The following is a 22547-nucleotide window of genomic DNA, read 5'->3' on the forward strand; positions in this document are numbered from 1 at the left end:
GCGATATTATTAGGCGGATCAGTCGCGGTATTCGTTGATGCTCGGGCAGGTGCAGATCAGGTGGCGGTCGCCATGGACGTTATCGACCCGATTCACCGCCGGCCAGTACTTGCCGGCCTTCACCGCCTCGGAGGGGAAGGCGCCCAGCTCGCGGGAGTAGGGGCGCTCCCAGTGGCCGTCCATCAGGTCCGCCTGGGTATGGGGCGCCTGCACCAGGGGGTTGTTGTCCGCCGGCCATTCGCCGGATTCCACCCGGGCGATCTCGTCGCGGATGCTGATCATGGCGTCGCAGAAGCGGTCGATCTCGTAGAGGGACTCCGACTCGGTGGGCTCCACCATCAGGGTGCCGGGCACCGGGAAGGACATGGTCGGAGCATGGAAACCGTAGTCCATCAGGCGCTTGGCGATATCCTCCTCGCTGATGCCGGAGGCCTCCTTGAGGGGGCGGATATCGATGATGCACTCGTGGGCCACGGTGCCGTTGCGGCCCCGGTAGAGCACCGGATAGTGCTCGCCCAGGCGCTTGGCGATGTAGTTGGCGTTGAGGATCGCCAGCTCGGTGGCCTGGCGCAGGCCCCGGGCGCCCATCATCTTGATATAGGCCCAGGAGATCGGCAGGATCGAGGCGCTGCCGAAGGCCGCCGCCGAGACCGCACCGCAGTCGGCCTCGACGCCGGGCAGCGGGGTCACCACATGGTTGGAGACATAGGGCGCCAGGTGCGCCTTGACGCCGATGGGGCCCATGCCGGGGCCGCCACCACCATGGGGGATGCAGAAGGTCTTGTGCAGGTTGAGGTGGGAGACGTCACCGCCGAAGTCGCCGGGACGCGCCAGGCCCACCTGGGCGTTCATGTTGGCGCCGTCGATATAGACCTGGCCCCCGTGCTGGTGAACGATCTCGCAGGCCTCGCGTACGCCCTCCTCGAAGACCCCGTGGGTGGAGGGGTAGGTAAGCATGATCGCCGAGAGGACATCGCCGTGCTGCTCAGCCTTGGCGCGCAGGTCGGCCAGGTCGATATTGCCGTCGGCGTCGCACTCCACCACCACCACCTTCATATGCGCCATGGCCGCGGAGGCGGGGTTGGTGCCGTGGGCGGAGCTGGGGATCAGGCAGACGTCGCGATGCCCCTGGCCCTGGGCCGCCTGGTAGCGGCGAATGGCCACCAGGCCGGCATATTCACCCTGGGCGCCGGAGTTGGGCTGCATGGAGATATGCTCGTAGCCGGTGATCTCCACCAGGAAGGCGGCCAGCTCGTCGATCATCTGCAGGTAGCCGGCGGTCTGATCCTTGGGCGCGAAGGGGTGGATATTGGCGAATTCCGGCCAGGTGATCGGCACCATCTCGCTGGTGGCATTGAGCTTCATGGTGCAGGAGCCCAGCGGGATCATCGCATGGGTCAGCGACAGGTCCTTGTTCTCCAGGCGCTTGAGGTAGCGCAGCATCTCGGTCTCGCTGCGGTAGCGGCGGAAGTTGGGATGCGTCAGGAAGTCGCTCTCGCGACGGCAGGCGGCGGGGATGCCGCTGATGCCGCCCTCGGCGACGGCTTCGTCCAGGGCGGTCACCGAGAAGCCGTGCTCCTCGCCCATCAGCACATCGAAGAGCACGTCCAGGTCGTGGGCGGTGGTGGTCTCGTCGAGGCTGACGCCCACGTCGCCGTCGGCGAAGTAGCGCAGGTTGACCTCATGGGTCATGGCGCGGCCATGGATCTTGCCGGCGTCCACGCCGGTCAGGCGCAGGGTGTCGAACCAGCTGTCGTGGGCCAGGGCGATGCCCTTGCGCGCCAGCGCCTCGGCGAGGATGGTGGTCAGGCGATGAATGCGGGTGGCGATGGTGCGCAGCCCCTCGGCGCCATGGTAGACCGCATAGAAGCCGGCGATATTGGCCAGCAGCGCCTGGGCGGTACAGATATTGGAGGTGGCCTTCTCGCGGCGGATATGCTGCTCGCGGGTCTGCATGGCCATGCGCAGCGCCTGGTTACCGCGGGCGTCCCGGGAGACGCCGATGATGCGCCCGGGGATCGAGCGCTTGAGCTTGTCGGTGGTGGCGAAGTAGGCGGCGTGGGGGCCGCCGAAGCCCATGGGCACGCCGAAGCGCTGGGTGTTGCCGACGACGATATCCGCGCCCAGGGCGCCGGGCTCGGTGAGCAGCACCAGGCTCATCAGGTCGGCGGCCACGCAGGTCATGATGCCCTTGGCCTTGGCGGCGGCCAGCAGCGGCGCCAGGTCGTGGATCTCGCCGCTCTGCCCCGGGTACTGCAGCAGGGCACCGAAGACGTCGTGGTCGGCGAGCTCCGCCGCCGGGGCGACGATCAGCTCGAAGCCGAAGTAGTAGGCCCGGGTGCGCACCACGTCCAGGGTCTGGGGCAGGACGTCGTCGGCGACGAAGAAGGCGTTGGACTTGGCCTTCTTGTTGGCCCGCTTGCACAGCGCCATGCCCTCGGCGGCGGCGGTGGCCTCGTCGAGCAGGGAGGCATTGGCCAGCTCCATGCCGGTCAGGTCCATCACCGTCTGCTGGAAGTTGAGCAGGCCCTCCAGGCGGCCCTGGGCGATCTCCGGCTGGTAGGGCGTGTAGGCGGTATACCAGCCCGGGTTCTCCAGCACGTTGCGCTGGATCACCGCCGGTAGGTGGGTGTTGTAATAGCCCTGGCCGATATAGGTCTTGTGGACCTTGTTCTGGCGCGCCAGGCGCTTGAGGTAGTCGAGGGCCTCGGCTTCGCTCTTGGGCGGATCGAGATCGAGTTCGCGGTCCAGGCGGATCGCCGCCGGCACGGTCTGCTCGATCAGGCTGTCGACGCCATCGACCCCCAGGGTCTCGAGCATGCGGGCAATATCCTCGGCCCGCGGGCCGTTGTGACGTTGGATAAAGGCATCGTGGCCGGCCAGTTCGGCCAGGCGGCGAGTGTCATGAGCCATGGAACACCTGTAGGCAAGCGGGGCGCGGCCCCGGGGCAGCGAGGGGAGAGGCCGGGTGAGGGGGTCACCCGGCGAAACGACGGCTTATTCGGCGTCGGCCAGCTTGGCGTAGGCCTCGGCGTCGAGCAGGCCCTCCAGGGCGCCGGCATCGGCCAGCTTGAGCTTGGCGATCCAGCCATCCTCGTAGGGCGACTCGTTGACGGTTTCCGGGGCGTCTTCCAGGGCCTCGTTGGCCTCGATCACCTCGCCGGCCAGGGGCGCGTAGAGGTCGGAGGCGGCCTTCACCGACTCGATGACGCCGAACTCCTCGCCGGCGTCCAGGCCACGGCCCACCTCGGGCAGCTCGACGAAGACCACGTCGCCCAGGGCCTGCTGGGCATGGTCGGTGATACCGAGGGTTACGGTGCCGTCGCCGTTGTCCAGCACCCATTCATGACTGTCGGTGTAGCGCAGGTTGGCGGGGATATTGCTCATCGCAGGTTTTCCTATACGAAAAGGTTTTCAGATCGGGCGAATCCTAACCCCTAACGCCCGTTTTGGCCATGTCGACGGCGGCCTGGTGGGTGCGTCGAGGCTTATTACAGGGTGGTCTTCCCCCGGCGGGGTGTCCAGGCAGGGGGAGGTGATCCTCCGCCGAGGACTTGTGGTCCCGCTCCAGGCTCGATAATGTAGCCCATGTTTCCTATCGGAAACAAATTTCTCGTCAATGGCCGGCCGAGACGCCCCCATGCCTCAACGGTCCCTGGCATGGGTCATCTGCTATTCTACATTAGACGTAGCAAGGCAAAAATTTCTTATAGTGGACTGGAGAAAAGGCGGAGGGATCCGCTATGTTACGCACTCTCTGCCGATCCCCTGACTGATCCAGGGGCGGCGAGTCGAGACATCGCACGCGAACCACGTGTGCCCAACAAGAATAGTCAAGGGGGAACGATCCCATGGAAGCCTTAACGAATCTGTTCAGTGCGATCAATAGCGTGGTCTGGGGGCCATTGATGTTGATCCTGTTGCTGGGGGTGGGTCTCTACCTGCAGCTGGGTCTCAAGCTGATGCCGATCCGCAAGCTGGGTACCGGCTTCAAGCTGATGTTCCAGGGGCGCGCCGCCAAGGGCGAAGAGAAGGAGGGGGAGATCTCGCCCTTCAATGCCCTGATGACCGCGCTCTCCGCCACCATCGGTACCGGGAACATCGCCGGGGTGGCCACCGCCATCGCCCTGGGGGGGCCGGGCGCGGTGTTCTGGATGTGGATCACCGCCCTGGTGGGGATGGCCACCAAGTTCTCCGAGGCGGTGCTCGCCGTGCGCTATCGGGAGGTGGACAGCACCGGCAACCATATCGGCGGGCCGATGTTCTATATCAAGAACGGCCTGGGCAAGAAGTGGGCCTGGCTGGGGGGCGCCTTCGCCTTCTTCGGCGCCGTGGCGGCCTTCGGTATCGGCAACACCGTGCAGTCCAATTCGGTGGCCGATGCCCTCGACTCCACCTTCGGGTTGCCCCACTGGCTCACCGGGGTGGTGATCATGGTACTGGCCGGGGCGGTGATCCTGGGCGGTATCAAGCGTATCGCCAAGGTGGCCGGTAAGCTGGTGCCGATCATGGGTATCCTCTATATCCTGGCGGGCCTGGTGGTGCTGGCGGTGAATGCCAGCCAGATCGGCGATGCCTTCTCGATGATCTTCTACTACGCCTTCAATCCCCATGCCGCCATGGGTGGCTTCGCCGGGGCCGCGGTGATGGCGGCGATCCGCTTCGGGGTGGCCCGGGGGATCTTCTCCAACGAGGCGGGGTTGGGCAGCGCGCCCATCGCCCACGCCGCGGCGCAAACCAAGAACCCGGTGCGTCAGGGGCTGATCGCCATGCTGGGTACCTTTATCGACACCATCATGGTCTGCACCATCACCGCCCTGGTGATCCTCACCTCCACGGTGTGGGTCGAGGGCGAGGCGGGGGCCTCGCTGACCGCGCTCTCCTTCGAGGCGGCGCTACCGGGATACGGTAATCAGATCGTCTCCCTGGCCCTGGCGATCTTCGCCTTCACCACCATCCTCGGCTGGTCCTTCTATGGCGAGAAGTGTTTCCAGTTCCTGTTCGGTACCCGCTCCATCATGCTCTACCGGGTGCTGTTCGTGCTGGCCATTCCGCTGGGGGCCATCGCTCAGCTGGGCTTCATCTGGCTGATGGCGGATACCTTCAACGCCATGATGGCCATTCCCAACCTGATCGCCCTGGCGCTGCTGTCGCCCATGGTCTTCAAGCTGACCCGAGACTATTTCGACGGCAAGGACGTCCTGCCGGGTGAGGATCTGCCCAAGTAAGCGGCCGGCGGGCGGCATGCGTCGCCCGCCACCGCTCGACCCCAACCTGTCACGGAAAACACCATGAGCCAACTCGACAAGACGCCGTTGTACGACCTGCACGTGGAGCTGGGGGCCAAGCTGGTGCCCTTCGCCGGTTACGAGATGCCGGTGCAGTACCCCCTGGGAGTCAAGAAGGAGCACGAGCATACCCGCAGCGCCTGCGGCCTGTTCGATGTCTCCCATATGGGGCAGCTGATCCTGCGTGGGCCGGACCCGGCGGCGGCCCTCGAGGCTCTGGTGCCCGCGGATATCGTCGGCCTGCCGGAAGGCATGCAGCGTTACGCGCTCTTTACCAACCCGGAGGGGGGCATCCTCGATGACCTGATGGTGGTCAACGCCGGCGATCACCTCTACCTGGTGGTCAATGCCGCCTGCAAGGCTCAGGATATCGCCCACCTGGAGGCCAACCTGGCATCGGGCCATACGCTCGAGCCGCTCGATCGGGGCCTGCTGGCCCTGCAGGGCCCCCAGGCCGCCGAGGTGATGAAGCGCCTCTGCCCCGCGGCCGGCGAGTTGGTCTTTATGCAGCACGGACACTTCACGATCGATGGCATCGAGGCCTGGGTGAGTCGCAGCGGCTATACCGGCGAGGATGGCTTCGAGATCTCGGTGGCCGCCGCCGACAGCGAGACCCTGGCCCGGCGCCTGCTGGCCGAGGCCGAGGTGGAGGCCATCGGCCTGGGGGCGCGGGACTCCCTGCGCCTGGAGGCGGGCCTGTGTCTCTATGGTCATGATATCGATACCGCCACCACCCCGGTGGAGGCGGGGCTGATCTGGGCCATCGGCAAGCCGCGCCGGCTGGGCGGCGAGCGTGCCGGCGGCTTCCCCGGCGCCGAGCTGATCCTGCAGCAGGTGCAGGACAAGGATCACCGCCGCAAGCGGGTGGGCCTGCTGGGCGAGGGGCGTGCCCCGGTGCGCGAGGGTGCCGAGCTGTATAACGCCGAGGGCGAACGCATCGGCGTGGTGACCTCCGGCGGCTTCGGCCCCAGCGTGGGCAAGCCGGTGGCCATGGGTTATGTCAGCATCGAGGCCAGTGACCCCGAGACCCAGGTGTTCGCCGAGGTGCGCGGCAAGCGCCTGCCGATGACGGTGACCAGGATGCCCTTCGTGACGCCGGGTTACTATCGCGGCTAGTCTATCGCACCCCTTTTTATACCGTTATCTTTCTTCCCTTGACCCGGGCAGAAACGCCGAAGGCCGAACGCGATGCGTTCGGCCTTCGGCGTTGATGGGGGTTAGGGCCGGCGCGGCTGGATATGGCGGAAGGTGAGGTTGATCCGCAGCCCGGGTTGGTGAATTCGCCCCTGGCGGGGCAAGAGGGCGTGCTGCAGCACGGCCTGGCAGCCGGGACCCATGACCAGCAGGCTGTCGTGGGGTAGCCAGAGATTGAAGGCGGGACCCCGGCGGTCCTTCCAGCGGAAGCGCAGCGGCCGCTCGGCGCCCAGGGAGAGGGCGGCGATCACCGGCGCCTCGCCCAACTCGGGCTCGTCGTCGCTATGCCAGCCCATGCGCTCCTGGCCGTCGCCATAGCGATTGAGCAGTACGCTATTCAAGGCGCGGGGCAAGCCCAGTGCCGCCAGGCATGACTCGATCTCGGCCTTGATCCCGGGCAGTTCGGGATGCCAGGGCTGGGGGATAAAGTCGCGGCCCGAATAGCGGTAGTGCGCGTCGGGCTCGCCCATCCAGGCCTGGCGGCGGGGGATCGGGTGCTCGCGGCCATAGAGCCTGAGGGTGGGACGCTGCCAGGACACCTCGGCGTCCAGGCGCTGCAATAGCCGGGTCGCCGTGGGCTCACCCAGCACGCCGTCCCGTCGCCATAGCGGCGGGTCATCCAGCAGCAGCTGCCAGCAAGAGGGGCTTGGCATGGGCACTCGCCAATGAACGTGGAGCCCCTAGTGTGCCAGAGCCTGGGTCGTAACAGGGAGCCAGTACAGGCTGATCAGGCCGATGGTCAGGCCCAGCAGGGCGCCGCCGATCACATCGGAAATATAGTGCAGCCCCAGGCCCACCCGGGAGAGGGCGATCAGCAGGGCCAGGGGCAGAACCAGCAGCAACAGCCAGGGCTGGGTCGCCGCGGTCAGCAGGCTGAAGATCACCGCATGCAGGGTATGGCCGCTGGGGAAGCTGTAGCGATCCCGCGGCGGTTCCCGGCAGGGAATGGCCCGGAAGGTGATGGAGGGGCGCTCGCGGCAGAGCCGCGTCTTGATCAGGCGGTAGAGGCTGACCGCTACCAGGGCGGTGAGGCTGAAGTGCAGCATCAAGCGCCAGCCCAGGGCACCATGCAGCAGCGGCTGCAGGGCGATCAGCAGCACCCAGGCGGGCCAGTCCCCCACTCGACTGGCCAGGCGCAGCAGGCCGAGGGGCAAGGGCGCGGCGCTGGTGGCTACCGCCAGGCGGTGGCACAGCGACCACTCCAGCAGATCCAGGCGCCGGAAGAGGGCAGGGGTGCGGGGCGTGATCATCATGGGGCCTCCTAGCGGGCCGAGGTCGGCACTCGGTGGGTGGGGGCAGGACGCACTTGCCGGACCCCCTCGAGGATGGCCAGGAAGTCATCGGCGATTCGTGACCAGCTCTGTTCGGCGACCGTCAGGCGGGCGCTTCGACCCAGTTGGCCCCAGCGTGCCGGGCTCTGGCAGAGTCGGCAGGCGGCGGCGATAAAGGCCTCGTCATCCTCGGGCGCCACGCTGACGCCGTTATGGTCCGCCTCGATCAGCAGTGCCGCGGCGGCGGTGGCGAAGGCCACTACCGGCAGGCCGCTGGCCATGGCCTCGGTCACCACATTGCCATAGGTCTCGGAGAGCGACGGAAACAGCAGCAGGTCGGCGCTGGCATAGTGGCGGGGCAGGTCGTCCGGGGGCACGAAGCCGCAGAAGTGGGCCTCGGGGAGCTCGGCGGCTAGGGCCTGACGCTGGGGGCCATCGCCGACAATGACCTGAACCAGGTCCGGCCGCAGGGCCTGCATGGCGCGTACCGTGCGCACCAGCAGGGCCAGGTTCTTCTCCTTGGCCAGGCGCCCCACGTGCAGCACCACCGGCTGATGGGGTTGGGCGCCCCAGGCCAGGCGCAGCGCCGCATCCCGTTTATCCGGAGCAAAGCGCCCGGTATCGACGCCGCGACCCATCACGGCCAGGTTGGCAAAGCCCTGCTCCGCTAGCCGGCGAGCCTGCTCCGGTGTCGGTACCAGGGTGGCGCCGGTGCGGTTATGGAAGCGGCGTAGCCCGGCGCGTACCAGCGGCTTGAACAGGCCCATCCCATAGGCCCCGGCATAATGATCGAAGTCGGTATGGAAGCCGCTGGCGGTGGGGATCATTAGCCGTCGGGCGGCGCCCAGGGCGGCCCAGCCCAGGGGGCCTTCGGTGGCGAGGTAGGCGATATCGGGGCGCTGCCGGCGCCAGAAGCGGTGAAGGGCGCGGCGCGCCGGCCAGCCCAGGCGCACCTGTCGATAGCCGGGCAGGGGCAGGCTCCTGACCTGAAGTTCGGCCTGCATGCCGGGCTGGCGCAAACCGTCATCGGGGCGCGGTCGAATCAGTTGAAGCTGATGGCCTCGCGCCAGTAGCTCCTCACCAAGCCGTCCCAGGGTATGGGCCACGCCATTGACCTCCGGCGCCCAGGTCTCGCTGACCAGACAGATACGCATCGCCACTCCTGACTATCATCGCTCGTTATAGCGCCTAGCCTGAGTCTCGGCGATGACAGGGGTGGGGCGATGGGATGACGGCGGGATGACAGCGGGGCCCGAAGGCCCCGTGTTTGGTGTGGCTATCGGCGCAAGACCCGCCGCGGATCGATGGGTCTGCCGCCATGGCGGGAACCGGAAGCGCCGAACAGGAGGCGTTAGCGCAAGACCCGCCGCGGATCGATGGGCCTGCCGCCATGGCGCATATCGAACAAGAGATCGTAGCGCCCGGTCTCCCCATGGCGTCCCACGGTGCATAGCGGGGTGCCGCGGCTGATCCGGCGCCCCACCTCCACCGACAACCGTTCGCACTGGGCATAGACGCTCTGCAGGTTGCCGTCATGGTGGACGATGACCACCCGCCCGAGCTGGCGCATGCTGCCGGCGAAGCGCACTTCGCCATCCGCCACGGCCTTGGCCTGGGCGCCATTGCCGGTGGCCAGCAGCATGGGCTGCAGGGTACCGCGGCTGTCGGTGCCGTAGTGGCGAATCACCCGGTAGTCGTTGAGGGGCCAGGGCCAGTTGCGTGCCGACGATGGCAGGTCACCGGGATCCGGGCGAGCGGGAGTGGACGCGGGGCGTGACGAACCGCCGCTCGCGGGACGGCTGGCGGTGCTTCGGCTGGGCGCGCCGCCGCGCAGGGGCACCTGGATGACCTGACCGACCCGCAGGCGATTGGGCTGCTGGCCGGGGTTGGCGGCCTGGATACGGGCGCTGGTGGAACCGAAATGACGCGCTACCGAGGAGTAGGTGTCGCCGGGACGAATCTGGTAGCGGTAGGGGCCGCCGGAGGGGGCGCGCTCGTTGGCCGTGGGCACCAGGAGCCGCTGGCCCACCGCCAGGCGGCGGGCATCCACACCGGGGTTGAAGCGCTGGAGCCGGGCCAGGGGCACATCGGCGCGGCGGGCGATGGCGCCCAGGGTGTCGCCGCGCTGGATGGTGATCCAGTTGCCGGCGATGGGGGCCTGGCCCAGGCGGCGGGTCTCCCCCGAGTGGCCGGCACAGCCGCTGACCAGGAGGGCCAGCAGGATCAGGATCAGCGCCAGTCGTCGAGACGCCGATCCTTGTCTTGCCAAAGGGCGTTGAGCCATGAGTGGAAGCGTTCCTTGTAGTCCGGATCCTCGTGATAGTCGCCCCCCGGCATCCAACTGGGTACCTCGAGGCGCCGGGCATATAGCCGAATCTCGCCCTCGCGGCCACACAGGAAGTCCCAGAAGGTGGGATCGGGCCTGGCATAGTCCAGCGTCACATCGAGGATACCACTGAGCTGGTCACCGAGCAGGCCCAGCACCTGGGCGGTGCCACCGGCCCGGGGCCTGAGCAGGTGACGATAGGGACTCTGCTGGGCATCATGCTTGGCGGGGGTAAAGCGGGTGCCCTCGACGAAGTTATAGATGGCGATGGGCAGCTCCCGGGCGCGCTCGCACATGCGCTCGGTGGCCTCGCGATCACGCCGGGCCAGGTGCGGATGGCGCTCGCGCTGCTCGCGATTGAGGCGACGCATAAAGGGGAACTCCAGGGCCCACCAGGCCAGGCCGACGATGGGCACCCAGATCAGCTGGCGCTTGAGGAAGAAGCGTGGCATGGGGATACGTCGATGCAGCACCAGCTGCAGCATAAAGATATCGGTCCAGCTGCGGTGATTGGAGAGCACCAGCCAGCGCTGGTCCTGGCTCAGTCCCTCGGGCACCTCGGCCTGAAGCCGGGGCTTGAGCCAGTGGCGCATCCACCAGAGGTTGAGACCGATCCAGTTGAGGGCGATGAAATTCAGCCCCTGGAGCACCCTGAGACGCAGCCGGTGACCGGGGGTGATCACCTTGACCAGGGTCAGGACCATCAGCGGAAGGCCCCAGAGCAGGGTGGTCAGGGTCAGCAGGAACAGGCTGACGCTCCCCTTGAGTATTGGCATGCGCGCTCCTCGATGCGCTGAAACAACCGTGCCAATGCTACTGTAAGCCGCCCGGGCTGCCCAGCCCGGGCGCTCACGCTGCCGGGAGGAGAGGTCAAGATTGCTGTAGCTCGGGGAGGTTTTCGAATAGCGCCAGGGCCTCGGGATTGGCCAGGGCCTCGCGGTTGGCCACCGGCTGGTTATGGATGATATCCCGCACCGCCAGTTCTACCAGCTTGCCGGAGCGGGTCCGCGGCAGGTCCGCCACCTGGAGGATCTTGGCCGGCACATGGCGGGGGGTGGCGTGGGTGCGGATGGTCTCGCGGATGCGCTGGCGCAGGGCGTCGTCCAGGGTCAGGCCGTCGCGTAGCCGCACGAAGAGCACCACCCTGACGTCGTCCTGCCACTGCTGGCCGACACACAGCGACTCCAGCACCTCCTCGACCTTCTCCACCTGGCGGGTGATCTCGGCGGTGCCGATGCGCACGCCCCCGGGGTTGAGCACCGTATCCGCCCGGCCATGGATGATCACGCCATCCTCCGCGGTCAGCTCGGCATAGTCGCCGTGGGCCCAGACGCCGGGAAAGCGCGCGAAGTAGGCGGCCCGGTAGCGCTGGCCCTCCGGGTCGTTCCAGAAGCCCAGCGGCATGGCGGGGAAGGGGCGGGTGCAGACCAGCTCGCCCTTCTCGCCCGTCACCGGCTGGCCGGCGTCGTTATAGACCGCCACCGCCATGCCCAGGCCGCGGCACTGCAGCTGGCCGCGGTAGACCGGCCGGATGGGACAGCCCAGGGCGAAGCAGGAGACGATGTCGGTGCCTCCGGAGATGGAGGCCAGCAGCAGGTCGGCCTTGATCTCCCGGTAGACGTAGTCGAAGGCCTCGTGGGGCAGCGCCGAGCCGGTGGAGAGCAGGCTCTTCAGGGCCGAGAGGTCATGATCATGGCCCGGCCTGAGACCGGCCTTGGCGCAGGCGGTGAGGTAGCGGGCGCTGGTGCCGAAGCAGGTCACGCCTTCCCGTGCGGCGAGCTCCCAGAGGCTGGCCTGGGTCGGCGCGAAGGGGGAGCCGTCGTAGAGCACCAGGCGGGCCCCGGCGGCGAGCCCCGAGACCAGCCAGTTCCACATCATCCAGCCGCAGGTGGTGTAGTAGAAGAGGACGTCGTCCTCGCCCAGGTCGCAGTGCAGGCGGTGTTCCTTGAGGTGCTGCAAGAGGGTGCCGCCGGCGCCATGCACGATGCACTTGGGCCTGCCGGTGGTGCCGGAGGAGTAGAGCACATAGAGGGGGTGATCGAAGGGCAGGGGGACGCACTCAAGGCGGGTGGCGTCATTCTCCAGGGCCTTCTGCCAGTTGAGCGAGCCGGGGAGGCGATCCAGTGTCGGTGGGCTCCCGGGGTCGAGAAAGGAGAAGACGATCAGCCGCTCGAGATCGGGCAACTGTTCGGCCACGGCCGCCAGCTTGTCGTGGAGGGGGATCGCCTTGCCGTTCCAGTAGTAGCCGTCGGCGGCGATCAGCACCCTGGGGGCGATCTGACCGAAGCGATCGAGCACCCCCTGGACGCCGAAGTCCGGCGAGCAGGAGGACCATAGCGCCCCCAGGCTGGCGCTGGCCAGCATGGCGATCAGGGCATGCTCGCTGTTGGGGACCAGGCCGGCGACCCGGTCGCCGGCGGTCACGCCAAGCTCGCTCAGGGTCCGGGCCAGCCGGGCGACCCGGCGATAGAGTTCGGCATGGCTCAGCGGCTCGCGGCGGCCGCGCTCGTCGCAGGCCACCAGGGCGATGGCGTCGTCCTGGCGACGCAGCAGGTTGGCGGTGACATTGAGCCGCGCCTCGGGGAACCAGCGGGCACCGGGCATCGCCTCGGGGCGCTCCAGGACCCGCTCGCCGGGCTCGCCGATCACCCCCAGGTCCCAGACCTTGCGCCAGAAGGCCTCGGGGTTGGCCAGGCTCCAGGCGTGCAGGTCGGCATACTCGCCCATGGCGATGCCGGTCTCCCGGGCGATTTCGGCCATCAAGCGGGCGAGCCGGGTCGCCTGGCGGCGCTGCGGGCTGGGTTGCCAGAGGGGCGTGGTCATGGCGGCCTCCCTTATGGGCTTTACCTATACCCTAGCAGGGAGGGGCGGCCTGGCCTCCCACTCTGCTATCACGCCCTGTCACCGTCTTACGCCATGCCCCGTAGCGGCTCGGCGAGGATCTCCCGGAGCGCCTGGGCCGCCACCGAGAGCTCCTGGCCGGCCGGGGAGAGCACCCCCACCGGGCGCGAGATGACCGGCGCCTCCAGGGGCAGGCAGCGGGCGCCCAGCTCGTGCATCTGCTGGCGGCACAGGGCCGGCACCGCGCTGACCCCCAGGCCGCTGGCCACCATGCGCCCCACCGTGACCAGTTGGTGGCTCTCGAAGGTCACGGCCAGCTCGATGCCCTGGGCGGCCAGCTCCGACTCCAGCAGCAGGCGCACCATGGAGGGGCGCTGCAGGGTGATCAGATCATAGGCCAGCAGGTCGGCCCAGCGCAGGGTGCCGGCCTCGGCCAGCGGCGAGTCCGCGGGCACCACCGCCACGAAGCGATCCTCGAACAGCGGCGTAAAGGTCAGGCCCCGGTCGGCCTCCGGGGCGAAGGCGATGCCCAGCTCCACCTGGCCGCGGCGCACCATCTCGATCACCTGCTCGTTGATCACGTCGTGCACCGTCACCGTGATACGCGGGTGGCGGCGGCGGAAGGCCATCAGCGCCGCGGGCAGCAGGTTGCAGGCGAAGGCGGGCATGGCGGCCACCGCCACTCGGCCGAGTTGCAGGGTGAAGCGCTGGCGCAACAGCTCCTCGGTGTTGTCCCACTCCGCCAGCAGCCGCTTGGCCAGTGGCACCAGGGATTCGCCCTCCGGGGTCAGGCGCACGCTGCGGGTGCTGCGGGTCAAAAGCGGGCCGCCGAGGCTCTCCTCCAGCCCCTTGATCGCCAGGCTCAGGGCCGGCTGGGAGAGGTGCAGGCGCTCGCAGGCCTGGGTAAAGCTCAGGGACTGGGCCACCGCCAGGAAGGCCCGCAGCTGTTTGACGGTCATCGCATCCGGCCTCGCTATTTATATGTCCATTAAATTAATCCATAAAAAAAACAAACTTAACAAATATATTGTCCGGGGCAACACTGGAACCACTTCTCCGACGACAAGACGAGGCAGAGCAATGGCCGGATTCGACAAGCGGGTCTACTCCTTTGAGGAGGCGATGGACGGCATCGAGAGTGGCATGACCGTGATCGCCGGGGGCTTCGGGCTGTGCGGCATCCCCGAGAACCTGATCGACGAGATCAAGCGCCGCGGCGTGCGCGACCTCACCGTGGTCTCCAACAACTGCGGCGTGGACGGCTTCGGCCTCGGCGTGCTGCTGGAGGATCGCCAGATCAGCAAGATCCTCGCCTCCTACGTGGGCGAGAACGCCCTCTTCGAGCGCCAGATGCTCGACGGCGAGATCGAGGTGGTGCTGACACCCCAGGGCACCCTGGCCGAGAAGATGCGCGCCGGCGGCGCCGGCATCCCCGCCTTCTATACCGCCACCGGCTACGGCACCCCGGTGGGCGAGGGCAAGGAGGTGCGCGAGTTCAACGGCCGCCCGCATATCCTCGAGGAGGCCATCACCGGCGACTTCGCCATCGTCAAGGGCTGGAAGGCCGACCGCTACGGTAACGTGGTCTATCGCCATACCGCCCAGAACTTCAATCCGGTGGCCGCCACCGCCGGGCGTATCACCGTGGTGGAAGTGGAGGAGATCGTCGAGCCCGGCGAGCTGGATCCCAGCCAGATCCATACCCCCGGCATCTATGTGGATCGCATTATCCAGGGCAGCTTCGAGAAGCGCATCGAGAAGCGCACCGTGCGCGACTGAGACCGCGACCCAAGGCACCGCGACGACAGCGACTCCGAGAGGCCGGCATCGCCGGGCTCCTCCCCAAGACAAGAGGCAACACAGCATGGCACTGACCCGCGAACAGATGGCGCAGCGCGTGGCGCGCGAACTCCAGGACGGCTTCTACGTCAATCTCGGCATCGGCATTCCCACCCTGGTGGCCAACTATGTGCCCGAGGGCATGGACGTGATGCTGCAGTCCGAGAATGGCCTGCTGGGCATGGGCCGCTTTCCCACCGAAGAGGAAGTGGATCCGGACATGATCAACGCCGGCAAGCAGACGGTCACCGCCCGTCCCGGGGCGGCGATCTTCTCCTCGGCGGAGTCCTTCGCCATGATCCGTGGCGGCCACGTGGATCTCACCGTGCTGGGCGCCTTCGAGGTGGATCAGCAGGGCAATATCGCTTCCTGGATGGTGCCCGGCAAGCTGATCAAGGGCATGGGCGGCGCCATGGACCTGGTGGCCGGGGCGGATAACATCATCGTCACCATGACCCATGCCTCCAAGCATGGCGAATCCAAGCTGCTGTCGGAGTGCAGCCTGCCGCTCACCGGCGCCGGCTGCATCAAGCGGGTGCTCACCGATCTGGCCTACCTGGAGATCGAGAATGGCGCCTTTATCCTCAAGGAGCGCGCCCCCGGGGTCAGCGTCGAGGAGATCGCCGAGAAGACCGCCGGTCGCCTGATCGTCCCGGACGAGGTGCCGGAGATGACCTTCGACTAAGGGGACCGCTCAAGACCGAGAAAAGGATGAGCCGTTTTATGCGCCCGGGCCTGCCCGGGCGTTTGTCGTGGGGAGCACGGGTTATTGAACGCCTGATGACGAAAAACTGACCAAGTCGTGACTGCGCCCCTGAGGCTCTTGCCGGGCCCACCCTATGCAGCCACTTTGCACAGCGTTATCCACAGAAACTGTGCATAACCAATGGCTAGGCCGGCTCGCGACAGGCTTAGGCCAGCTCGCAGCGAGTATGACTGGGTAGCAGCAACTCGGCGGCGCGCTCCTGACCGCCGGCCAGGCACTTCTGTACCAGGGCCAAGCCGCCCAGGGGGATGCGGTGCTCGTCGCCCTCGGCGAAGGGCAGGCGCTGGGAGCAGGTGGCATAGAAGCGGTACTGGAGCAGCGGCGAGACCGGGAAGATACCGTGGTGGCGATCCGCATCGCCGTGGAGGCCGGCCTGCTGCAGCTGGGCATTCAGTCGATCGATGGGACTGCCCAGGCGATCGCAGTCGAAGCCGACATGATGCAAACGAGGCCCCATGACCGACAGCCAGGCGGCGATGGGATGGGCCGCCTGGAGGCGTTGATAGGTGGCCCAGCTAGGCATCGGCCAGGGACGACCACGGCATAGCAGGTTCTGCCCGCGGCAATCCTCTCGATGCGCCTGGGTGATCAGGGCCTGAAGCTCGGCCCGAGGCTCCCGGGTCAGGGTGCCCAGCTGCAGTTCGCCCAGGGCCAGCCAGGGGCCGTCATCCGGTGGCGCCAGCAGGGTGACCAGCAGGCCTCGATCGGCCATGGCGTAGCGTTCGCAGCTGCGATAGCCGAAATGGCTCAGGGTAGGCAGCAAGGCCCCGGCAGCGAGATTGCCGTGATTGAGGGTCAGCAGGGCCAGATACTCCGGCGGCTGCTCCAGGGGCCACAGGCGTAGCGCACCGATCTCGGGATGCTGGTGCACATAGTCGAGCCACAGCTGTTGTAGAAATTCGTCCCGTTGCATTGCCTGACCGCTCCTCACCCCGTGGTATGGCTCGAGTATAGGCGCCCGGCGCCCTTGAGCTTTCAACGAGAGAGGGACGCGGCATCAGGCCTTGAGCAGGGCGGCGGCCTGGTTCATTTCCGCTTCCTCGTCGGTGGCCAGTACCCATAGCCGTGGCCCCCGGCCGCGATCCAGGCGCGGGCCCTGCTCGGCGTTGCGCCGTGGGTCCAGCTCGACGCCGAGCCAGCCGAGTTGGTCGCAGACCCGTTGGCGAACAGGCGCGGCATGCTCGCCGATACCGGCGGTGAAGACCAGGGTGTCGAGGCCACCGAGGACCGCCACCAGGGCGCCGATTTCACGCAGTATGCGGTGCACGAAGAGATCCACCGCTTCCTGGCAGGCGGGCTCATGACTGGCCAGGAGGTCGCGCATATCGTCGGAGTGGCCGGAGACGCCCAGCAGGCCGCTCTCCTGGTAGAGGAGGCGCTCGATCCGGGCGGCATCCCAGCCGCGCTGCTGCTGCAGGTAGAGCAGTACCCCCGGATCCAGGGCGCCGCAACGGCGCCCCATCATCAGCCCGTCCAGGGCGGTAAAGCCCATGGTGGTGGCCCGGCTCTCGCCCCGGTGCATGGCACACAGGCTGGCGCCCTGGCCCAGGTGCGCGACGATGGCGCGACCGCCGGCCTCATCGCCCTCCAGCGCCCTCAGGCGCCGGGCGATATAGGCATAGGAGAGGCCATGGAAACCGTAGCGCAGGATGCCCTCATCGCTGAGTGCCCGGGGCAGGCCGAAGAGCTGATGGAGCCGCGGCTGGCGGCGGTGGAAGGCGGTGTCGAAGCAGCCGATCTGGTGCGTCCCGGGCAGGCGCTCGCGGCAGGCGCGGACCACCGCCAGCGCCTGGGGCTGATGCAGCGGCGCCAGGGGCGAGAGGGTCTCGAGGCGGGACAGGGTGGCCTGATCCAGCACCACCGGGGCGGCGAAGTCGCGCCCGCCATGCACGATACGGTGAACGATCGCCTCGAGGTGGGCCAGCTCGCCACTGGATTCCAGCCAGTCGAGCAGCGCCCCGGCCGCGGCGGGGGTATCCGGGGCCTCGATGGTGGCGGGGGGCACCAGCCCCGCCGGTGCCTCGCCGAGATGCAGCCGCGGTGCGCCGCCGATGCGCTCCAGGGTGCCGCGCAGGCGGCGTGCTTCGCCCTGGTAGAGGGCGAACTTGAGGGTCGAGGAGCCCCCGTTCAGGATCAGGCGCGCACCGCAGGGGCCGGGCCCCGACTCACTCAGGGTCATGGCTTCGCGTCTCGTAATAGCGGGCCAGCAGCAGGGCCAGGGCCGCCGAGGCCAGGCGCGACTGGCAGTCGTCGGAGCGGCTGGTCAGCATGATCGGCACCCGGGCGCCGATCACCAGGCCCGCCGCCTGGGCGCCGGCCAGGTGAATCAGCAGCTTGGCGATCATATTGGCGGCTTCCAGGTCGGGCGCCACCAGCACATGGGCCTGGCCCGCCACCTCGGAGTGCAGCCGCTTGCTCCTGGCGGCGGCCAGGGAGACCGCATTGTCGATGGCCAGGGGGCCGTCGAGGAGGCCGCCCTCGATCTGGCCCCGCTCGCTCATCTTGCACAGGGCGGCGGCCTCCAGGGTGGAGGGGATATTGGGACGCACCGTCTCCACCGCGGAGAGCAGGGCCACCCGAGGTCGAGTGATGCCCATGGCCCGGGCCAGGTCGATGGCGTTCTGGACGATATCGCGCTTGGCGACCAGGTCCGGGGTGATATGCAGGGCGCCGTCGGTGATCAGCAGCGGCAGGCCATAGCTGGGCACGTCCAGGGCATAGACATGGCTCATCTCACGCTCGGTGCGCAGGCCGGCGTGGCGGGAGAGCGCCGCCGACATCAGCTCGTCGGTATGCAGGGCGCCCTTCATCAGCGCCTCCACCTCGGCGTCGGCGGCCAGGGTCACGGCGCGCTCGGCGGAGGCGTGGCTATGCGGGGTGTCGATCAGCTCGATGCCGTCGAGGTCCCAGTCGATGGCCGCGGCGGTGGCCGTGATGCGTCGCCGGGGGCCTACCAGCACGGGGTCGATCAGCCCCTCGCGCCAGGCCGCCAGGGCGCCGCCGAGGGAGGCCTCGTCGCAGGGATGAACCACGGCGGTGCGCAGGGCCGGCAGGCCATGGGCATCGTCGATCAGGCGGCGATGGCGCTCACCGGGCCGGGACTGAACTTCCATGACGCTGACTCCCTCAGATGGTGGTCGAGAATCCCACTCTAGGTCATGGCGGGGTCGGGGGTAAGGGGGGCGCCTTGATGCAGATCAGCGTTGGCGGGGAAAGACAACGAAAAACGGCCCCGGGTGGGGCCGTGGGTGTGGCGAGGAGTGGCGCTTACTGGGCGGAGGCTTCCGGCAGCAGGGCCTGGACGCGCACATACTGGTCGAACTCGGTGAAGCCACCGATATGGGTCTGGCCGACGAAGATCTGCGGCACGGTCTCCACCGGCTTGCCGATGGTCTTCTCCATATCGGCCTTGGTGATCCCCTCTTCGTGAATATCGATGTAGCGGAAGCCTTCGATGGCCTTGGCTTCGCTCAGGCGCTCGGCGAGCTCCTTGGCACGCACGCAGAAGGGGCAACCGGGACGACCGAAGATGGCGACGAACATAGTTCTCTCCTTTGAAAAAAAACCGGGGTGTCGAAAAAACTGGCGCCATTCTCTCCGATCCCCCGGCGCTTGGCCAATAGGGCCTGGCTACATCGGCTATTGGGCAGGCTTATCAGCTGCCATGGGGCGGCCTGCCGAGGCATGCCGGCTAGTCGTCGCCCCGGCCCGGCTGGTAGCGGTCTTCATCGGCCAGGCGCAGCAGCTCGCCCAGGGCGCCATGGATCCCCGGGGCGGTGACCAGCAGGTTCTCGCCGTAGAGCTCCTCGTGGAGGCCGCTGGGGCAGGGATAGAGGTGGCCCGCGCTGGCGCCGGCCTCGCGGGCGATCAGCAGGCCGGCGGCGAAGTCCCAGGGCGAGACGCTCTCGTAGTAGGCGTCGAGGCGCCCGCAGGCCACGTCGCACAGGTCCAGGGCCGCGGAGCCGTTGCGACGCACATCGCGGCATTGATCGAGTACCGCCGCCAGGCGTCTGAGCAGGGGCGCGCGACTATCGCGGCGATAGGGGAAGCCGGTGGCCACCAGGCTATGGGACAGGGTGTCGGCGCGACTCGCCTCGATGCGCTGGCCATTGAGGTAGGCACCCTGGCCCCGCATGGCGGTGAAGGTCTGGCCGAGGAAGGGCGCGTGAACCACGCCCAGGCGCGCCTTGCCATGCTCCATCCAGGCGATGGAGACCGCTACATGGGCCAGGCCATGGGCGAAGTTGACGGTGCCATCGATGGGGTCCACCACCCAGAGCGGGCCGTCGGTCTCCAGGGCCTCGTGATCCGGGGTGAGCTCCTCGGTCAGCCGGGCCTCATCGGGGAAGTCCCGATCCAGGCCGTCGCGAATTCGTTTGTCCACGGCGAGGTCCACGTCGGTGACCAGCTCATGGCCGTGCTTCAGGCGGGTGGAGAAACCGTGATCGCGACGGGCGGCGATAATCATCTCGCCGGCCTCTTCGGCCAGGGCCTGGGCGCGGGCGAGGCGTTGGGAGAGGTCCATGCTGACTCCTTGAGTAACCGGGCTGGCCTGCCAAGCCTAGCAGAGCGCGGCGAGCCTCCGCAGCTCCTCCCTGGGATGGACTCGAGGGCGCCGTTATACTGGCCGCTCCCACCGCAGGAGAGATGCCATGCAGGCCCTGAGCGTCGATGACTATGCCCGCCTCCAGCAGCTGGTGCGCCGCTATCAGCACCGCTTCGCCACCGACATCTATCGCTCGCCCCGGCGCAACCCGCAGCTCACCGTGGACCTGCTCTGCTTCCAGCCCTTCGCGGGGGAGCTCTGCGGGGCCCTGCTGACCCCCGTCTCGCTCTCCCTGGCCCTGGTCTCGCCGACCCCGGGGGGCTTCGCTGCCGAGGCACCGCCGCGCCGCGTCACCCTGCCCGGCGGCAGCTATCCCTTCGAGCCAGTGGACCTGGGCGAGGGGGAAGGGCTGTGGTGCTGCGAGCTCCTCGATGACCTTCGCGACCTGGGCTCCCTGGCCGAGGCCAACCGGATGGCCCAGCATCTGCTGGCGCGGGTGATGACTCCGGCGAAGTCGGCGGAGTAGCCCGGCGCCTTATCGCCGTACCGGGCGCTTCCGTCACTTGCCATGTCGAGGGTGCGGCGCCTTATCGCCGTACGGGACGCTTCTGCAACTTGCGCTGCAGCGTCCGGCGATGCATGCCCAGGGCCCGGGCGGTGGCGGAGATATTGCCGTCATGCTCCTGGAGCACCTTCTGGATATGCTCCCAGGTGACCCGGTTGATGGAGGGCGGGTTATCGGCCAGTTCGGCGCCCGGGTCGCCGGCCTGCTTGTCGAAGGCGGCGAGGATTTCGTCGGCGTCGGCGGGCTTGCACAGGTAGTTGACGGCGCCCAGCTTGATCGCCTCCACGGCGGTGGCGATGCTGGAGTAGCCGGTGAGCACCACCACCCGGCAGTCGGGTACCGCCTCCAGCAGCTCCGGCAACAGCTTGAGGCCGGAGTCGTGCTCCAGCTTGAGGTCCAGGGTGGCCAGGGCCGGTGGCGCCTGATGCGCCTTGGCCAGGGCCTCCTCGGCATCGTGGGCCACCAGCACCTCATAGCCACGGCGGCTCATGGCGCGCTCCATCACATGGCAGAACATCTCGTCGTCGTCGATGATCAGCAGTCGTTCGGGGCTCTTGCTCATGGGGTCCTCTTCTCGTCGGGGTCAGGCGTCGCCGGGCGCCTGGCGGGGCAGCTTCACCTCGGTGAGGGTGCCGCCCTCTTCGTGATTATACAGGCTGACCCCGCCCCCGAAGCGGTTGATGGTGGAGTGGGTCAGGAACAGGCCGATGCCCATGCCCTTGGACTTGGTGGAGACGAAGGTGTCGCCCAGTTGATCGGCGATGGACATGGCCACGCCGGGGCCATGGTCGCGGATATCGATGATCACCTCCTCGCCGCTCCAGTCGAGGCTGATGGTGATGTCATGGGGGTTGGCATCGGCGGCATTGTTGAGCAGGTTGAGCAGCGCCTGCTCCAGGGTCGTATCCACCGCCATGCTGGGGGTGCCGCGCTTGTCGGCGACCTCGAAACGGTGGCTGACATCGGGGCGCAGCACCAGCCAGCGCTGGATCACCTCGCGCAGCCAGGCCTCGACCGGGGCGAGTTCCGGCTCCGCCAGGCGCCGCCGGTCGGCGTTGGCCACCAGGGCCTGGAGGCGCGCCTTGCAGGTATCGACCTGCTGGCGCAGCAGGTCGATATCCGCCTCCAGGTGGGGGTGGCCCGTGGCGTCCTGGCGCATCTCCTTGAGCAGGACCGCCATGGTCGAGAGCGGCGTGCCCAGCTCGTGGGCGGTACCCGCCGCCTGGGTGGCCACCGCCAGCACCTGCTCGTTGCGCAGCGCCGCCTCCCGGGTGCGCGACAGGGTCTGGTCCCGGCGTCGCAGGGCGTGGGCCATCTTGAAGATAAAGAAGGTCACCAGGCTCGCCGAGAGGCCGAAGTTGATCCACATCCCCAGCACATGCAGGTTGACGTCGCCGATCAGGGCCCCCGGGCCGAGGACGCCGTGGCTGAGCTGGGGCACCGGCTCGTAGAAGACCATCAGGAAGGTGTAGCCGGCCATGGCGCCACTGGCGGTGATCCAGGCATAGAGCCAGGGCAGGGTGGCGGCGGCGATGGTCACCGGCACCAGGTAGTAGGTGATAAAGGGGTTGGTGGAGCCGCCGGTAAAATAGAACAGCAGGGTCAGGCCGGCGATATCGGCGAGCAGGTGACAGAGGTATTCGGTGTCGGTGACCGCTCGGGGGCGGCTGAGTCGCCACCAGGTGGCGATATTGATCAGCCCCATGGCGATGATTACCGCCACCACCGGCAGGGTGCTGAGCTCGAAGCCCAGTACCTCGATGCCGAAGATGATCATGCCCAGGAAACCGGTCCAGGTGATGCCGCGCACGAAGGTCAGGCGCACCAGGTTGCGGTTGGGGGTCGACAACGGCAGGGGCAGGGCGGCTTGCATAGGGGCTCCATCCGATCGGTGGCCCCATGATACCGCAA

21 protein-coding genes are annotated in these 22547 nt (G+C 67.8%); 5 read left to right on the forward strand and 16 right to left on the reverse strand.

Annotation, left to right across the window (positions count from 1 at the left end):
• Positions 1-18 precede the first annotated feature (18 nt).
• Positions 19-2913 carry an aminomethyl-transferring glycine dehydrogenase gene (gene gcvP, locus ACZ5EF_RS09005; RefSeq protein WP_346062492.1) on the reverse strand — a complete coding sequence of 965 codons (2895 nt, stop codon included), beginning with the start codon at positions 2911-2913 and terminating at the stop codon, positions 19-21.
• Between the two features lie 84 nt (positions 2914-2997).
• Positions 2998-3387, reverse strand: a complete 390-nt coding sequence (gene gcvH, locus ACZ5EF_RS09010; RefSeq protein WP_346062491.1) for a glycine cleavage system protein GcvH — start codon at positions 3385-3387, stop codon at positions 2998-3000.
• 464 nt (positions 3388-3851) lie between these two features.
• Between gcvH and ACZ5EF_RS09015 the strand changes: the two genes are divergently transcribed.
• Together ACZ5EF_RS09015 and gcvT are read left to right on the forward strand one after the other, a co-directional pair.
• Positions 3852-5228, forward strand: coding sequence for an alanine/glycine:cation symporter family protein (locus tag ACZ5EF_RS09015; RefSeq protein ID WP_346062490.1), 1377 nt, complete (start codon positions 3852-3854; stop codon positions 5226-5228).
• Between the two features lie 63 nt (positions 5229-5291).
• The gene (gcvT, locus tag ACZ5EF_RS09020; RefSeq protein ID WP_346062489.1) at positions 5292-6404 is read left to right on the forward strand and encodes a glycine cleavage system aminomethyltransferase GcvT; all 1113 of its coding nucleotides are present in this window, start codon (positions 5292-5294) and stop codon (positions 6402-6404) included.
• Positions 6405-6505: 101 nt separating this feature from the next.
• On the opposite strand, the gene ACZ5EF_RS09025 is transcribed toward gcvT, so the two are convergent.
• From ACZ5EF_RS09025 to ACZ5EF_RS09055, 7 genes are all read right to left on the reverse strand, one after another.
• Positions 6506-7135, reverse strand: a complete 630-nt coding sequence (locus tag ACZ5EF_RS09025) for an alpha-ketoglutarate-dependent dioxygenase AlkB family protein (RefSeq protein WP_346062488.1) — start codon at positions 7133-7135, stop codon at positions 6506-6508.
• A 27-nt stretch (positions 7136-7162) separates the two neighbouring features.
• A complete protein-coding gene (locus ACZ5EF_RS09030) occupies positions 7163-7729 on the reverse strand; it encodes a phosphatase PAP2 family protein (protein WP_379729811.1) in 567 nt (188 codons plus the stop codon).
• Between the two features lie 14 nt (positions 7730-7743).
• A complete protein-coding gene (locus ACZ5EF_RS09035) occupies positions 7744-8907 on the reverse strand; it encodes a glycosyltransferase family 4 protein (RefSeq protein WP_346062486.1) in 1164 nt (387 codons plus the stop codon).
• A 197-nt stretch (positions 8908-9104) separates the two neighbouring features.
• Entirely contained in the window at positions 9105-10037 is a 933-nt protein-coding gene (locus ACZ5EF_RS09040) for a M23 family metallopeptidase (protein ID WP_346062485.1), read from the reverse strand.
• The gene (locus tag ACZ5EF_RS09045; RefSeq protein ID WP_346062484.1) at positions 9983-10855 is read right to left on the reverse strand and encodes an acyltransferase; all 873 of its coding nucleotides are present in this window, start codon (positions 10853-10855) and stop codon (positions 9983-9985) included. Before ACZ5EF_RS09045 ends, ACZ5EF_RS09040 begins: the two co-directional genes overlap by 55 nt.
• 94 nt (positions 10856-10949) lie before the next feature.
• Positions 10950-12902, reverse strand: coding sequence for an acetoacetate--CoA ligase (locus ACZ5EF_RS09050; RefSeq protein WP_346062483.1), 1953 nt, complete (start codon positions 12900-12902; stop codon positions 10950-10952).
• Between the two features lie 86 nt (positions 12903-12988).
• Positions 12989-13879 (reverse strand): LysR family transcriptional regulator, encoded by an 891-nt coding sequence (locus ACZ5EF_RS09055; protein WP_346062482.1) that lies wholly within the window; start codon positions 13877-13879, stop codon positions 12989-12991.
• Positions 13880-14000: 121 nt separating this feature from the next.
• Between ACZ5EF_RS09055 and ACZ5EF_RS09060 the strand changes: the two genes are divergently transcribed.
• Positions 14001-14699, forward strand: coding sequence for a CoA transferase subunit A (locus ACZ5EF_RS09060; RefSeq protein ID WP_346062481.1), 699 nt, complete (start codon positions 14001-14003; stop codon positions 14697-14699).
• A gap of 85 nt (positions 14700-14784) precedes the next feature.
• A complete protein-coding gene (locus tag ACZ5EF_RS09065) occupies positions 14785-15444 on the forward strand; it encodes a CoA transferase subunit B (RefSeq protein WP_346062480.1) in 660 nt (219 codons plus the stop codon).
• A gap of 226 nt (positions 15445-15670) precedes the next feature.
• On the opposite strand, the gene ACZ5EF_RS09070 is transcribed toward ACZ5EF_RS09065, so the two are convergent.
• The 5 genes from ACZ5EF_RS09070 to ACZ5EF_RS09090 all read right to left on the reverse strand — a co-directional run bounded on the left by ACZ5EF_RS09070 (position 15671) and on the right by ACZ5EF_RS09090 (position 20050).
• Positions 15671-16438, reverse strand: coding sequence for a VOC family protein (locus tag ACZ5EF_RS09070; protein ID WP_346062479.1), 768 nt, complete (start codon positions 16436-16438; stop codon positions 15671-15673).
• Between the two features lie 84 nt (positions 16439-16522).
• Entirely contained in the window at positions 16523-17704 is a 1182-nt protein-coding gene (locus tag ACZ5EF_RS09075; protein ID WP_346062478.1) for an acetate/propionate family kinase, read from the reverse strand.
• Positions 17691-18638, reverse strand: a complete 948-nt coding sequence (locus ACZ5EF_RS09080) for a bifunctional enoyl-CoA hydratase/phosphate acetyltransferase (RefSeq protein WP_346062477.1) — start codon at positions 18636-18638, stop codon at positions 17691-17693. The genes ACZ5EF_RS09075 and ACZ5EF_RS09080 overlap by 14 nt, the downstream gene beginning before the upstream one ends.
• A gap of 154 nt (positions 18639-18792) precedes the next feature.
• Positions 18793-19068, reverse strand: a complete 276-nt coding sequence (locus ACZ5EF_RS09085) for a GrxA family glutaredoxin (protein WP_346062476.1) — start codon at positions 19066-19068, stop codon at positions 18793-18795.
• 148 nt (positions 19069-19216) lie between these two features.
• On the reverse strand, positions 19217-20050 hold the full coding sequence (locus tag ACZ5EF_RS09090) for an inositol monophosphatase family protein (RefSeq protein WP_346062475.1): 834 nt from the start codon (positions 20048-20050) through the stop codon (positions 19217-19219).
• Positions 20051-20177: 127 nt separating this feature from the next.
• On the opposite strand from ACZ5EF_RS09090, the gene hybE reads away from it, so the two are divergent.
• Positions 20178-20597 (forward strand): [NiFe]-hydrogenase assembly chaperone HybE, encoded by a 420-nt coding sequence (gene hybE, locus ACZ5EF_RS09095; protein WP_346062474.1) that lies wholly within the window; start codon positions 20178-20180, stop codon positions 20595-20597.
• Between the two features lie 61 nt (positions 20598-20658).
• On the opposite strand, the gene ACZ5EF_RS09100 is transcribed toward hybE, so the two are convergent.
• Entirely contained in the window at positions 20659-21198 is a 540-nt protein-coding gene (locus ACZ5EF_RS09100; protein WP_346062473.1) for a response regulator transcription factor, read from the reverse strand.
• 21 nt (positions 21199-21219) lie between these two features.
• Positions 21220-22509 carry an ATP-binding protein gene (locus ACZ5EF_RS09105; RefSeq protein ID WP_346062472.1) on the reverse strand — a complete coding sequence of 430 codons (1290 nt, stop codon included), beginning with the start codon at positions 22507-22509 and terminating at the stop codon, positions 21220-21222.
• Positions 22510-22547: the final 38 nt, after the last annotated feature.

Source organism: Bisbaumannia salifodinae, assembly GCF_055388505.1.